The 13,913-nt window shown below is 56.6% G+C and carries 10 protein-coding genes; 7 read left to right on the top strand and 3 right to left on the bottom strand.

Translation table 11 applies throughout. The features are described 5' to 3' along the window. Positions 1-377: 377 nt before the first annotated feature. A complete protein-coding gene (locus EDC14_RS07250) occupies positions 378-1,838 on the top strand; it encodes a LysM peptidoglycan-binding domain-containing protein (protein WP_165907868.1) in 1,461 nt (486 codons plus the stop codon). Positions 1,839-1,936: 98 nt separating this feature from the next. Here EDC14_RS07250 and EDC14_RS07255 read toward each other — a convergent pair whose 3' ends face one another. Together EDC14_RS07255 and EDC14_RS07260 are read right to left on the bottom strand one after the other, a co-directional pair. Next, positions 1,937-3,196 (bottom strand): Y-family DNA polymerase, encoded by a 1,260-nt coding sequence (locus EDC14_RS07255; protein ID WP_132013603.1) that lies wholly within the window; start codon positions 3,194-3,196, stop codon positions 1,937-1,939. Next, positions 3,197-3,622 carry a LexA family protein gene (locus tag EDC14_RS07260; protein ID WP_132013604.1) on the bottom strand — a complete coding sequence of 142 codons (426 nt, stop codon included), beginning with the start codon at positions 3,620-3,622 and terminating at the stop codon, positions 3,197-3,199. 585 nt (positions 3,623-4,207) lie between these two features. Between EDC14_RS07260 and EDC14_RS07265 the strand changes: the two genes are divergently transcribed. The 5 genes from EDC14_RS07265 (at position 4,208) to EDC14_RS07285 (ending at position 11,781) form a co-directional block, all read left to right on the top strand. Further along, complete coding sequence (locus tag EDC14_RS07265) at positions 4,208-5,266, top strand: efflux RND transporter periplasmic adaptor subunit (RefSeq protein ID WP_132013605.1); 1,059 nt, start codon at positions 4,208-4,210, stop codon at positions 5,264-5,266. 72 nt (positions 5,267-5,338) lie between these two features. After that, positions 5,339-8,437 (top strand): efflux RND transporter permease subunit, encoded by a 3,099-nt coding sequence (locus EDC14_RS07270; protein WP_132013606.1) that lies wholly within the window; start codon positions 5,339-5,341, stop codon positions 8,435-8,437. A gap of 87 nt (positions 8,438-8,524) precedes the next feature. Continuing rightward, positions 8,525-9,778, top strand: a complete 1,254-nt coding sequence (locus EDC14_RS07275; protein WP_132013607.1) for a TolC family protein — start codon at positions 8,525-8,527, stop codon at positions 9,776-9,778. Positions 9,779-9,958: 180 nt separating this feature from the next. Then, positions 9,959-11,350, top strand: coding sequence for an MATE family efflux transporter (locus EDC14_RS07280; RefSeq protein WP_132013608.1), 1,392 nt, complete (start codon positions 9,959-9,961; stop codon positions 11,348-11,350). A 176-nt stretch (positions 11,351-11,526) separates the two neighbouring features. After that, positions 11,527-11,781: an AbrB/MazE/SpoVT family DNA-binding domain-containing protein gene (locus EDC14_RS07285; RefSeq protein ID WP_165907869.1), complete on the top strand. Its 255-nt coding sequence runs from the start codon at positions 11,527-11,529 to the stop codon at positions 11,779-11,781. Between the two features lie 164 nt (positions 11,782-11,945). On the opposite strand, the gene EDC14_RS07290 is transcribed toward EDC14_RS07285, so the two are convergent. Beyond that, positions 11,946-12,209: a hypothetical protein gene (locus tag EDC14_RS07290; RefSeq protein WP_132013609.1), complete on the bottom strand. Its 264-nt coding sequence runs from the start codon at positions 12,207-12,209 to the stop codon at positions 11,946-11,948. A gap of 287 nt (positions 12,210-12,496) precedes the next feature. On the opposite strand from EDC14_RS07290, the gene EDC14_RS07295 reads away from it, so the two are divergent. Further along, positions 12,497-13,885: a GntP family permease gene (locus EDC14_RS07295; RefSeq protein WP_132013610.1), complete on the top strand. Its 1,389-nt coding sequence runs from the start codon at positions 12,497-12,499 to the stop codon at positions 13,883-13,885. Positions 13,886-13,913 lie beyond the last annotated feature (28 nt).

The raw sequence follows: 13,913 nt of genomic DNA on the forward strand, positions 1-13,913 counted from the left end.
ACGTCGGACGGCAAGCCCGGGCGGCGGCTTTGGCGAAGAAGGCGGGCATCGTTCCGCCGGACCGTTTCCCCGTTGTGAAAGTGCGCTGAGATTTCGCTTCCCAGTCGTGTAGCAAACAAGCAACAAGCGGTATCCATCTTTTCCGAAGAGAGAGCCCTCCACCAGGGCTCTTTTTTGCGCCCGGAATCTCTCCACCCCCCAAGAGGGATGTTGGATTCCGTCAATGAGAAAATTTTGTCACTCCCGAGCCGGGTCTCCGGATCAAAGCTTAACTTCCCGGGACATTGGCGCATAAGATGGTATGCCATATCGGACGCGGCAAAATTTCGTTGCCGGTTTGTTTACAAAGCAGAAGATCGCGAGTAGGAAGTGAGCGAATGGAAATTTACGTGGTGCAATCCGGGGATACGTTTTACGCGATTGCGCAAAGGTACGGCCTGACAACGGCCCAACTCCAGGCGGCCAATGAGATACCCGATCCGGCAAAGCTGGCGGTCGGTCAAGCGCTGCTCATCCCCACGCCGACCGCGGTGGCGCTGAGCTATACGGTACGGAGCGGCGACACCCTCTACCAATTGGCGCAGTTGTTCGGTACCACGGTGAGCGCCATTGCCCAGGCCAATTCCATCTCCAATCCGGCGCAGATCGCGGTCGGCCAGGTCTTGACGATTCCCGGCTGGTCGCAGTCGCAGTATACAGTGCGATCCGGGGATACGCTGTATCAGATCTCCAGCCGCTATAATACGACGGCCAGTTTGATCGCCAGGGTCAACGGGATTGCCAACCCGGCCCTGATCTATCCCGGCCAGGTCTTGACGATACCGCAACCCGGGACGGCGGCGGTGACGCCGACCAGCATCGAATCGATCGCTTATTTTCAAATCAGCGGCATCAGCAGGCTGGAGCAGTCCGTCGCCCAGCTCGGCCAGTATTTTACCTACGGCGCGCTCTTTCATTATCCGGTGAGCGCCACCGGCACGCTGACCATCTCCGCCAACACGCAGCGGGCGGTCACCGCGCTTTGGAATCAGAACGTCAAGCCGCTGGCGGTCATCACCAACTGGGGCGCGACCGGGACTTTCGAATCGGAATTGGCCCGGACCATCATGAGCGATCCGGCGGTGAAAAGCCAGACCATTGCGAATACGCTCGCGCTGTTGAACAGTTATCAGTTCGCCGGGGTGAACGTGGATTTTGAAAACATGTATCCGGAGGACCGCCCGCTTTATAACAGCTTCATCAGCGACTTGGCGGCCGCTCTCCGGCCGCGCGGTTATACCGTGTCGTTGGCGGTGGCGCCCAAAGCCGCGGATCTGCCGAACGCATCATGGGTGGGGGCCTTTGACTACGCGACGCTGGGATCGCTGGTCGACCTGGTGTTTATCATGACCTACGAGTGGGGCTGGGTCGGCGGTCCGCCGATGGCGATCTCCCCCATCAACCAGGTGCGCCGGGTATTGACCTATGCGGTCTCCCAGATACCCGCCGCCAAAGTGATGCAGGGGGTGCCGCTTTACGGCTACGATTGGCCGATCCCGCAGACGCCGGAGCGATTGGCGGCAACGGTCGACCTGGTAAACGTCTATACGTTGGCCACCGACTATAATGCGGCGATTCAGTATGATACCACGAGCCAGGCGCCCTGGTTCCGATATACCGATACCGGGGGCCAGCAACATGAGGTGTGGTTCGACGACGCCCGTTCGGTGACTGTCAAATACCAGACCGCCCAGGAGTTCGGCCTGCGCGGCGTGGGCTTCTGGAGCCCCATCAACCAACCCTATGGCTTCACCGCCAATTGGTTGATCTTCGACGAAAGGTTTAATGTATCAAAATAGCAGAACAGGGAGTCCTCGGACCGGCGGCGCATCAATCTCAACCGCCGGTTTTTTATTTTTGTACGTAACCACGGGGAACCTGGGGCAATGAAGCGGTTTTACGCTTTGACCGTGATGATATCGCTCCAGCGGGTGGTATAACAGGGAGATAATTTGGCCCGCCGCAATTGCCAGTCGCCGTCGCCCACTCCCTGGGCCGCGACTTGGACGGCATCCGGGCCGAAGCGCAGGCTGATCCGGTCCAGCGCCGCCATTAAGGCCCGTTGTTTTTCCCGTTCCACCGTATCAAAGAGCGAACCCTGCACCCGATCTTCGGGGACAATCTCGGAGACCAGAACGCCCGCTTTTTTATAGCGAAAACCGGGACGGAAGATCGTTTCGAACGAGTCCAGAGCGTAGTGAACCAATTCCAAGCTGCTACTGGTGGCCACCGGCAAGCGGCGGACGGCGTTGCGGGCGTATTGCGGTTCGTTGGGATTGAACTCATTGGTGTGGATGAAGACCATCAGGACGCCGGCGCACGATCGCTGCCGGCGCAGTTTGAAAGCGCAGCGGGCCGCAAAGGTGGCGACCGCCTCCCGGATGGGGGCCTTTTCGGTTTGGAATGTTCCAAACGACCGCGAGGTGCAGATCGCTTGCTTGGCGGGGGGAGCGGTCTCCAGACTCAGACAGGAGACTCCCTCCAGTTCTTTTTTGATGCGCAGGCCGGCCACGGTCATCTTCCGGCGCACCCAGCCGTCAGAGAGCCGGATGAGATCCCACGCCGTATTGGCCCCATGGGACCGCAGCAGCTTGGCATACTGCCGGCCGATTCCCCAAATCTCTTCCACGGCAAAGCGTTGCAGGCACTGGGCGGTATTTTCGGGGGTGAGGACAAAGACCCCTTGATTCTCGGGGACCTTTTTGGCAAAATGGTTCGCCAGTTTGGCGAGCACTTTGGTGGGGCCGATCCCCACGCTGACCGGGATGCCGGTGTATTGCAGGACCCGGTTCCGGATGGCCCGGGCGTATGCTTCGAGTTCCACCGGCAGGCCCGCCAGGCCCAGGAAAGCCTCGTCGATCGAGTAAATCTCCAACTCCGGGGTGAACTCGCCCAGTATGGTCATGACTCGCCGCGACATATCGCCGTACAAGGCATAATTGGATGAATGGACCGCCACCCGGTTTTTTTTGAGGAAGGCGGCGATCTGAAAGGCGGGTTGGGCCATTTGGATCCCCAGCTGTTTGGCCTCGTTGGAGCGGGCAATCACGCAGCCGTCATTATTGCTCAGGACCACTACCGGCCGTCCGTTCAGGGCCGGGTTAAAGACCCGTTCGCAGGAGACGTAAAAATTGTTGCAATCCGCCAGCGCGAACATTTAGAAAGCCTTCTTCAAAATATAGGTTACAATGCCCCATACCATAAACTCCGCGCCCTCTTTTACGGCAATCGGCTCATAGTCCGGATTGGCCGGGATCAAATAGAGTTGCCCCCGGACCGTCCGGAGCCGTTTCAGCGTAAATTCGCCGTCGATCCAACATACGGCCAGGGCGTCATGGCGATACTCCAATGACTTGTCGATAACCAGCAGATCGCCGTCCGCCGCGCCGGCGTCTTTCATGGAATTCCCGTTGACGCGGCCGTAAAAAGTGGCACTGGGATTTTTGACGACGATTTCATTCAAGTCGAGGATATTTTCGAGATAGTCTTCGGCGGGGGAGGGAAAGCCGGCGGTTATCTGACGGCCCACGTACGGCAGGCCCGACTTGGAGAGCGTTTCGACGGAGTGAATGGTCAGATTCATGCGCGATCCATCCTTTCTTGGATACAAACATATGTTCGATCATTTTATATTATAAGCAAGATTTCTTCCGAAAAACAGTGGTGAAAGATGGAAATGAATGTTTCCTGCGCGTTGGCCAAGTCTCCCCGGGAATATTTGTGCCGGCCCGGTTGGAGTTCCACCCGGATGGAGGTGAAACGGAACGGACCGCGTCAAGAATCACACCAAAAACATGGAGCGTTCACAAAACGAACATACAATTCATTTACACTGAAAAAGGACAGCCGAAAGCGTTCAAACGGATGAAAGCAAGCGGAATGGGGATTTGCTACGGCTTCATAGCAAAAAGGCGGGCTTTTATTTTTTTGCTTTCTTTTACTCAGGGACGCTCGTTCGGATAATGCCGCAATTCACTGGCTTCCCAAACGTTTTAAGTTTCGGCTAACGTTTCAAACGGTTGAAAAATCTGATTGAAGTTCGAGCCCGGGATAACCCGGTCTTTTGGGAGAAGCTGCGGTTTAATATCATTGCGTTCCATAACTCAAAACCGTATGCGGCGATTCAGCCCAAACGATCCGCGAGATAAATCAATGAAAGGTGATTGCGATGCGAAAATTGATACCCTTGTTGCTGCTGTTATTGATCGCCGGCGCCATGGTGTTCGTACTGTTTCATAACAAAGCCGAGGTCGACCGGAAAGCCAACAATGCCCAAGCGGCGACGGTTACACCGGTTTCGGTCATGACCGCCCGGAAACAGACGGTCGATAGCAGCTACACCAGGACCAGCACCATCGTTGCCGACAATGAAGTGTCCGTGGTGGCGCAAGCCAGCGGCAAAGTCGTTGCGGTTTACGCCGATGTCGGTTCCCGTTTGAATGCCGGCGCTCCGCTGTTCAAGATCGATGACGCGGTGTTACGGTCCAAGCTGGCTTCGGCGCGAACCGCGTATGATGTCGCCCGCAAGGAATGGGAGCGGGCGGTGCGTTTACATCAAGAGCAGGTCATTTCCGATTCCGATCTGGAATCTTGCGAGGAAACTTTCCAGTCCAGCAAGGCGAATTACAACGCCGCCCAACAGGACTACAACGATGCGACGATCACCGCTCCGGTCCGGGGCGTCGTGACGGAACGCGCCGTCGCGCTGGGCGCCACGGTCAGTTCGGGAACCGTCGTGGCGACACTGATCGATGATTCGGCGTATAAAATCACGGTCAATGTCGGGGAGCAGGAAGCCTTCAAGTTGAAGACCGGCGATGCCGTCAAGATCGAGACCGATGTTTATCCGGGCGTGGCGTTGAGCGGCCGCATCCGGAGCATCAGCGGCAAGAGCGACGCGGTACATACCTTCCCGGTGGAGGTCCAGATCGTGAACGACAAGACGCATCCCTTAAAATCGGGAATCTTCGGCAAGGTTACCTTTCATCTCGGAACGCTCCGCGATGCGTTGGTCATCCCCAGGGAAGCCTTGGTGGGGAGCGTGAAAGAGCCCCGGATTTATGTAGCCGAACATGGCGTCGCCAAGCTGCGGGATATTGTAGTCGGCGCGGAGGTCGACGCGAAACTGGTGGTGACCGCGGGCTTATCCGAGAACGAACCGGTCATCGTCAGCGGGCAGGAGAATTTGCGGGATAACGCGGCCATCAAAGTCATCCATATGAAATAGATCGTTCACCCTTTATAGGGTGAACACGGATTCGCCCGGCATTGCGCATTCATTATCAAAGCAGGTGAGTATATGACAATTACGGAGTTGTCCATCAAGCGACCGATTTTGGTGATTGTGGCTTTTTTGGCCATCACCTTGATCGGACTGTTCGCTTATTCCAATTTGAAATATGAGACCTTCCCCAGCATGACCGCGCCGGTGGTTGCGATCTCCACCACCTATAGCGGCGCTTCCGCCAGTGTTGTGGAGTCGACGGTGACCAAAAAGATTGAAGACGCGATCTCCGGGATTAATAATGTCGACACGGTCTCCTCGACCTCGCAGGAAGGCCTCTCCACAGTCACCGTCACGTTGCGGTCCGGAGCCGATGTCAACGTGGCGCTCCAGGATGTTCAGAGCAAAATCAATCAGATCGCCGATGAATTGCCGGATGACGCCGATACCCCGACGTACTCGAAATTTTCCAGCAGCGACCGGCCGGTGATGCAGATCGGCGTCACCAGCAATATGAATGGCAAGGATTTTTATCAATATTTGACCGATACGATCAAACCGCAGTTGGCCAAGCAACCCGGGGTCGGCCAGATCACCCTGGTGGGCGGGATCCAGCGCGAAATCCGGGTCAATGTCGACAGTCAAAAATTGCAGGCCTATGGGATTTCCAGCGCCACGGTCACCAGCGCCATTGCCAACGCCAATCTCGACTACCCCACCGGCAAGGTGAAGGATGAGGATGGCCAGTACGTACTGCGTTTATCCGGCAAAATCAATTCGCTGGAAGAGCTGCGGAGCCTGATTGTCAAACGTTCTTCCTCCGGTAACGTCGTATTGTCGGATATCGCGGATGTCCAGGACGGCAATAAGGATCAAGGGACCATCAACCGGGTGAACGGCGCTGTTTCCGTGGGAATTCGAGTTTACAAACAATCCGACGCCAACGAGGTCGAGGTTTGCCAGGCGGTCCGAAAAACGCTGCAGCGCTTGGAGGATCAGAACCGTTCGCTTCACTTGAAATTCGTGGTCATTGAAGACAACTCCACCTATACCATAGACTCCGCCAATGCCGTAAAGGAGGACCTGGGGATCGCCATCGTGCTGGTGGCCATCGTGATGCTGCTGTTCCTGCATAGCCTGAGGAATGCCTTAATCGTCATGGTGGCCATTCCCACTTCCTTGGTGGCGACTTTTATCGGCATGTGGGCTACCGGCTGCACGATGAATATCATCACCCTCCTGGCCATGTCGCTGGTCATCGGGATTCTGGTGGATGACTCCATCGTGGTGCTGGAGAATATCCACCATCATTTGGAGCTGGGCGAAGAGAAACGGGCCGCCGCGCTCAAAGGAAGAAACGAGATCGGCCTGACCGCGTTGTCAATCACCCTCGTTGATGTGGTGGTCTTTTTACCCCTCACGCTGGTTTCGGGAATGATCGGCGGCATCTTGCATCAATTCTCCCTGGTGGTGGTGATGTCCACCCTGGTGAGCCTGTTCGTCTCGTTCACGGTCACGCCGATGCTGGCCTCGCGATTCTCCAAGGCGGAAGCGCTCTGCGACGGCAGCCTGATGGGACGGTTCGGCCTGTGGTTTGAGGCAAAATACAATCGCATGGTCGAGTCCTATCTTCAGCTTTTGAACTGGTGCCTGGAGAACCGGGGCAAAGTGCTCCTGCTGGTCGGAGCGCTCTTTGTCGCGGTGCTGGCGCTGATTCCAGCCGGATTCATCGGCTCCGAATTCATGCCGTCGGCGGATCAAGGCCAGCTAACTGTCAAGATCGAACTTCCGACCCGGGCCAAACTGGAACAGACCAACCAAATGACCGAAAAAGCGGAGCGGATGATCCGGGCGCTCCCGGAAGTCGCCCAGTTATTCACCACCGTCGGTACCTCGGATAATGCGATGGCGGCCACCTCCACCAGCAATAGCGCCGAGATTGAGGTGGTGCTGGTCGACAAGAAGCAACGTTCGCGGAGTACCGATGAAGTAGTGCACCTGATCAAAGATAAAATGGATCAGCTTCCCGGGATTGTGGCGCATGTCAATGCCTCCAGCGTCATGGGCGGCGGCCAGACCCCGATCCGGTACGTGGTAACCGGCGTCAATTGGAATAAGGCTTATCAGGGAGCGCTGCAGGTGAAGCAGCTCCTCGCCCGGATCCCGGGAACCAAAGATTTGCAGTTGTCGACGGAGAACGCCCAACCGGAGGTGCAGATCCAGATCGACCGCGAGAAAATGACCCAACTGGGCCTCAGCATCAGTGATATCGGTTCGGTTTTACAAACCGGCTATACCGGCGACACCAGTTCCAAATTCCGCGATCAGGACGGCACCGAATACGATATCCGGATCATCTACGACTCGCAGGATCGCTCCCGGACCAGCGATGTCGGAGCGCAAAGCTTTGTGAATGACTCCGGCGAAGTCGTTCAGCTGAACCAGTTCGCGACGCTCGTGAATGGCGCCGGGCCCAATAAATTAAGCCGGCAGGACCGCAATTACGCCATTACCGTCTCTTCCCAGGCGGTGGGCCGAACCAGCGGCAGCATTGCCGGGGATTTCAACAAGCTGTTGGCCCGCGCCAGACTCCCGGAAGGGGTAGCGGTGATGCCGGGCGGTATGCTAAAAGAGCAGGGTACGGCCTTCGGCAGCCTGGGATTGGCGCTGCTGGCCGCGGTGATCTTCGTTTATCTGATCATGACCGCGCTGTATAACTCCTTTATTTACCCGTTCGTGGTGGGATTCTCGGTGCCGTTGGCGCTCATCGGCGCCATTCTGGGGCTCGGCCTGACCGGGAATTCGCTGGCGATCTTCTCGATCCTGGGAATCATCATGCAGGTCGGCTTGGTGAGCAAGAACGCCATCCTACTGGTGGACTTCGCCAACCGGGCCCGCGAGGCCGGCGCCGGCGTGAAAGAAGCGTTGCTGGAAGCGGGACGGGAACGAATCCGGCCGATCCTCATGACCACGCTGACCATGATCCTGGGGATGCTGCCCCTGGCTTTGTCGAATACGACCGGTTCCGAGTTTAAACACGGCATGGGTTGGGCATTGATCGGCGGGTTAACCTCATCGATGCTGATGACCCTGATTGTGGTGCCCATCGTCTATACCCTCGTCGAGCAGGTCCGGGTTCGGATTGTAAAAGAGAGGGGCAGTGCGGCCGCGTGAGCGCGACAGAACATTGCATGGATTCATTCCCGGAGAATATGAGTTGACCGAGTTTCGCACATACAATTCTAGCCAGAGGTGTTGCAGATGTTACGAAAGGCATTGATTCCTTTCCTGATCGTTTCAGGGATGATGCTCCCGGCTCTAGCGGCGGCCGCGGCCGCGGATACGCCCCCGCCAACCCGGGTCTTATCGCTGGAAACCTGTTTACAACTGGGTTTCGCCAATAGCCGGGAGCTGCAGCAAGAAGCCCAAAATATGAAAGTGGCCCAGGAAAGCGTCAATCAAGCGGCGGCGGGTTTCCGGCCCACGGTGGACTATAGCGTCAGCCGCGTCCAGCAGACGGCCGGAACCGATTATAACAGCGGTACCGTATCGATCGACCTGCCCTTGCTCAACCGCGGCAAACTGTCGAACAGCCTCCGGGTGGCGCTGCTCGGGCTGGACAGCGCCAAGGAGGACGAACGCCAGACCAGACTCCAGCTCACTTACGATATTAAAGCGGGATTCTACGATCTATGGTTGAAAGAACAGCAACTCGCCGTCGCCCAGGCTTCCTACGATAATCTGGGCCAGCATTATCAGCAGGTCGAAAAATACTATCAAGTCGGGAAAAAGTCCCAATATGAGCTGCTCGAGGCCGAAGTATCCTGGAAACAGCAGAAAGCGGAAGTCATCTCGGCCAAGAGCGAAGTCGCGCTGGCGCGGCTGACTTTGGCGACTTTGATTGGGATCGATAAGGATCAAGCGTTTCAACTCGCATATGATTCGGCCATGGGGCAGATTCCCGCTCAAGTCAACCTGACGTTGAATCCGCTCTTGGAAAAGGCCTACCGGCAACGTCCCGACATGATCCAGGGGGAGCAAGCCATCCAAATTGCCCAATACAATGTGGAGATCGCCAAGGCCAATCTCAACCCGGCGCTGTCCCTGTCGGGAACCCATGCCGACTCTACCGACAACTGGCAATATGTCCTGGGCGTGAGCGGCACCTTATACGACGGCAAGGTCACCGCTTCCAAAGTCAAGGCTGCGGAGGAAACGTTGCAGCTTGCCAGGATTAACGCGGCCAAAACGCGGGACTCGGCGCGGGAGAACATTCAAAAGGCATTGCAAACGGTTCAGGTCGATTGGGAGAAAGCCGGCGCCTACCAGGCCAATGTGGAGTTGGCCAAAGAAGATTTACGGATGACCGAGATTCGTTACAATGCCGGAGTAGCCACCATTATGGATGTCCGGGATCGTCAGCTTGCCCTGGACGAAGCACAGGACCAATACTATCAGGCGGTTTCCTCCTATCGTACCGGTTTGGCGAAGCTCGAATTGGAATTGGGAAACTGACCGGAGGTTCCGGTTTCCATGGACAATCTGGAACGGGAATCGGCCGAGACCATAGCAACCCAGATATTGGGATATTAAATGGACGAAAGTGTCTCTTCGCACAGCTTGAATCCGGTTTATTGTAACCGCAGGCTGAAATGGGGGATTGGCAATGGCTTGAGTCTGAAGGAGTAAAGGTTGATGGATCATACGCAACAACTTAGTGAAAAAAACATATCCAAGCTGCTCTTCGAGTTTTCCCTCCCGGCAATCGTAGGAATGCTGGTGAATTCTTTATACAACGTGATTGACCGGGCATTTATCGGCAACAGCGTAGGCACGCTGGGGCTGGCGGGAGTCACCATCAGTTTCCCGGTGATGCTGATTATCGTCGCGTTTGTACTGCTGATCGGCATCGGAGCCAGCGCGCTGGTCTCCATCAAGCTGGGGGAGGGTGACCGGGACCAAGCGGAACGCATTGTGGGAAACGCATTTCTGCTGCTGACTATCGTATCTTTGGCAATTACGTTTTTTGGCCTGATATTTTTGAAACCAGTATTGAAACTCTTCGGCGCCAGCCGCGAAGTATTGCCCTACGCTGAAGCCTATCTGCAGGTTATTTTGGGGGGGACGCTCTTTCAGAGCATAGGGTTCGGCATGAATAATTTCATCCGGGGCGAGGGGAACCCCAGGACGGCCATGTTCACCATGCTGCTGGGGGCCGCATTAAATGTCGTATTTTGCCCCATTTTCATTTTCGGTCTGGGAATGGGCATCCGGGGCTCGGCGCTGGCCACTGTACTGGCGCAAGGGATCTCCGGTTTATGGGTGCTTCATTATTTCATCTCCGGAAAAAGTTCGCTAAAAATCCGGCGTAAAAATCTCAAGCTGGATCAAGCGATCGTTGGCAAGATCATCGCTCTCGGCTCGGCCCAGTTTGTGATGGAGCTGGCCACCAGCCTGGTCAATCTGATCCTGAACCGCAGCCTAATCCGGTACGGCGGCGATCTCGCCATCTCCGGAATGGGCATCGTAACCAGCCTGCAAACGCTGGTGCTGATGCCGTTATTCGGCATCAACCAGGGAGTTCAGCCGATTATCGGCTTTAACTATGGCGCCCAAAAATACGACCGGGTCAAGCAGGCATTAAAGTTGGCCGTTTTGGGCGCCAGTATCATCGCGATAGCCGGATTTGTCATCGTGGAAGCATTTCCCGAGCAGCTGGTTGGGGTGTTCAATCGGGACGATGCCCGGTTGCGCGATTTCACGGTTTACGCGATGCGGGTTTTCCTGATGATGTTGCCGCTCATCGGTTTTCAAGTCATCGGTTCCAATTACTTCATGGCGGTGGGGCGCCCCACTCCGGCGGCTTTGTTGAGTTTATCCCGCCAGTTTATCCTGCTGATCCCGGCGGTGCTTATTCTGCCGCATTTTTTCAAACTGCATGGCGTGATCATGGCGGGGCCGGTCGCCGATTTTGGCGCGTCGCTCATTACTGCCGCATGGCTATATCAAGAGTTACGGCGTCTTCATGTCATGAGCGGAAAAATGCCGGCAATCACCGCCATGAAACAGGGGGAGACTCACGGATGAGCCGCGAGAAAATCAAGGAACCCGTCAAGATGCTGGCGGCATTTGAGCGGGGCTCCCTCCGGCCCGTCGCCTTTGAATGGCATAACCGGATTATAAACTTATGAAACCGTTATTTTTGAAAGTATCAGACGGATGCCATTTGGGATATGGATTTCGTCATAAAGGAGTGAAGGGCCATGATGAGGCCTATCGGAATTGTTCGGAAAGTTGACTGTCTCGGCAGAGTGGTCATCCCAAGCGAGCTGCGGCGGAACATGAATATCGAGGATGCCGACTCCCTCGAAATATACGTCGACCGCGACATGATTGTCATCAAAAAATATGAACCGTTTTGTGTCTTTTGCGGCAGCCCCGAAGGAGTGGAAAACGTCAGGGGCAAAAACATCTGCGAGTCCTGCCGCCGGGCCCTGCGGGAGCTCGTTTCTTCCTGAGAAAGCGCGGGCCGCGCGAAAGAGGGAGTGGTCCGGCCCGGCGGGGAAGACCGGGGAGACGGCCCGACGGGACTACCGGGCGACCTTCCGGAAGTTCCGGAATGCCGTCCGAAGACTCCGGAAACCCTGGCCAGAGGTCCGGACATACTTCCGGGAAGCCGGGGTTACTGTTCCAAGACCCGGGAAAGTCGTTCCATGGCCCGGGAGAGCTGTTCCATGACTCCGGCTGACCCTTCCGGGGCTCGGGAAAACTTCGCCGGCGGTCGGGACGACTCTTCCAAGACCTGGGAGAACTTTCCCACGGTCCGGGAGAGTTGTTCCATGGCTCCGCATGACTCTTCCGGAGCTCGGGAAAACTCCGCCGGCGGCCGGGACAGCTCTTCCAAGAGCGGGAAGAACTTTGCCGCGATCCGGGAGAGCTGTTCCAAGGCTCCGGCTGACTATTCCGGAACCCGGGGAGGAAAGGATCCTTAGCTTCCTCGCTTCGGATCGCTCAATCGATATAGGATACTTCCGCCGGGCATCGGCCTTTGGGATCCGTTCGGACGGGTGGAACGATCCGTCGCGGAGCCATGGAGTGGATATTGTTGAAGAAAAGGCATATTGCCGGCGATTCTGAATAGATATGGGAACATGTTGCCAACAATAAGATGGCCTTCGTTTCTCAAGATGCCGAAGCGGGGCGAAGATTCCATTCATGGGGGGTCGATCGGAAATGACACCGGAACAGCTAATCGCCGCCAAAGCAGCGATGGTCCAGGGTCCGTTGCTGTTGCTCATTGTGTTGCTGGCGATCGCTTTTATCGTCCTGTTGACGGCGAGGTTTAAGATTCATCCGTTTTTCGCCCTGTTATTGGCCGCTTACGGCGTCGCGTTCGCGGTGAGGATGCCGGTCCCGTTCATCGGGGGCGTAATCGCCCAGGGATTCGGCAACTTGATGACCAGCATCGGCCTGGTCATTGTCACGGGTACGATCATCGGGACTATCATGGAGCGCTCCGGGGCGGCGTTAAAAATGGCCGAGGTAGTGCTGGGGTGGGTGGGGATCAAACGTTCGCCGCTGGCCATGAGCATCATCGGCTACATTACGAGCATTCCCGTGTTTTGCGATTCGGGTTTTGTGATCTTAACTCCGCTCAACCGCGCGCTGGCCAGACGGGCCGGAATTCCCATCGCCGTCATGGCGGTGGCGCTCTCGACCGGACTGTATTCGACCCATGTGCTGGTGCCGCCCACTCCGGGGCCGATCGCGGCCGCCGGAAATGTCGGGGCGGACCTGGGTCTGGTGATCATTGTCGGACTGATGGTGGCCATCCCCGCTGCGCTGGTCGGTCTCTGGTGGGCCTACCGGATCGGCAAGCAGATCACTTCGAGCTTGGACGATAGCGGCGCCAACTACGAGGAGATCAAGGAACAATACCGGAAACTGCCCAGCGCGCTGCTCTCTTTTGCGCCGATCGTGATCCCGATTTTCCTCATCGGACTGGCGTCCGTCATCAAATATGCCCAGTATACCGGCGCGGGCAGCGATTGGTTCACCTTCTTGGGCTTTCCGCTCAATGCCTTGCTCATCGGCGTACTGCTGTCGATGTTGCTGCTCCCCAAGTACGATGAAGAGACGTTGATGGACTGGTTCGGGCAGGGCATCAAGGATTCGGCGATCATCCTGGTCATCACCGGCGCCGGAGGTGCTTTTGGCAACGTTTTGGCGAATACGCCGATCGCCGATTATATCAAAAGCTTCGCCGGCGCGAGCTTTTTTGGCGGAGCCTTTGTCCTGCTGCTGCCGTTTCTCATCGCGGCGCTCCTTAAGACCGCGCAAGGCTCTTCCACGGTCTCGCTGGTCACGACCTCGGCATTGCTCGCGCCAATGCTGGCCCAGTTGGGCTTGGCCTCGCCAATGGACTTGACGCTGGTGGTGATGGCCATCGGCGCCGGCGCCATGACGGTCTCCCACGTCAATGACAGCTACTTCTGGGTCGTCTCCCAGTTCTCCGGCCTGAAAGTGACCGACGCTTACAAAGCCCAGACCGCGGCGACGCTCTTTCAGGGACTTACCATTATGATCACCACGATGATCCTATTCGCGATCTTCCACCGCTAAATACCGAATTCCGAGCGCAGGGGAGGAA

The organism is Hydrogenispora ethanolica, assembly GCF_004340685.1.
Taxonomy (GTDB): domain Bacteria; phylum Bacillota; class UBA4882; order UBA8346; family UBA8346; genus Hydrogenispora; species Hydrogenispora ethanolica.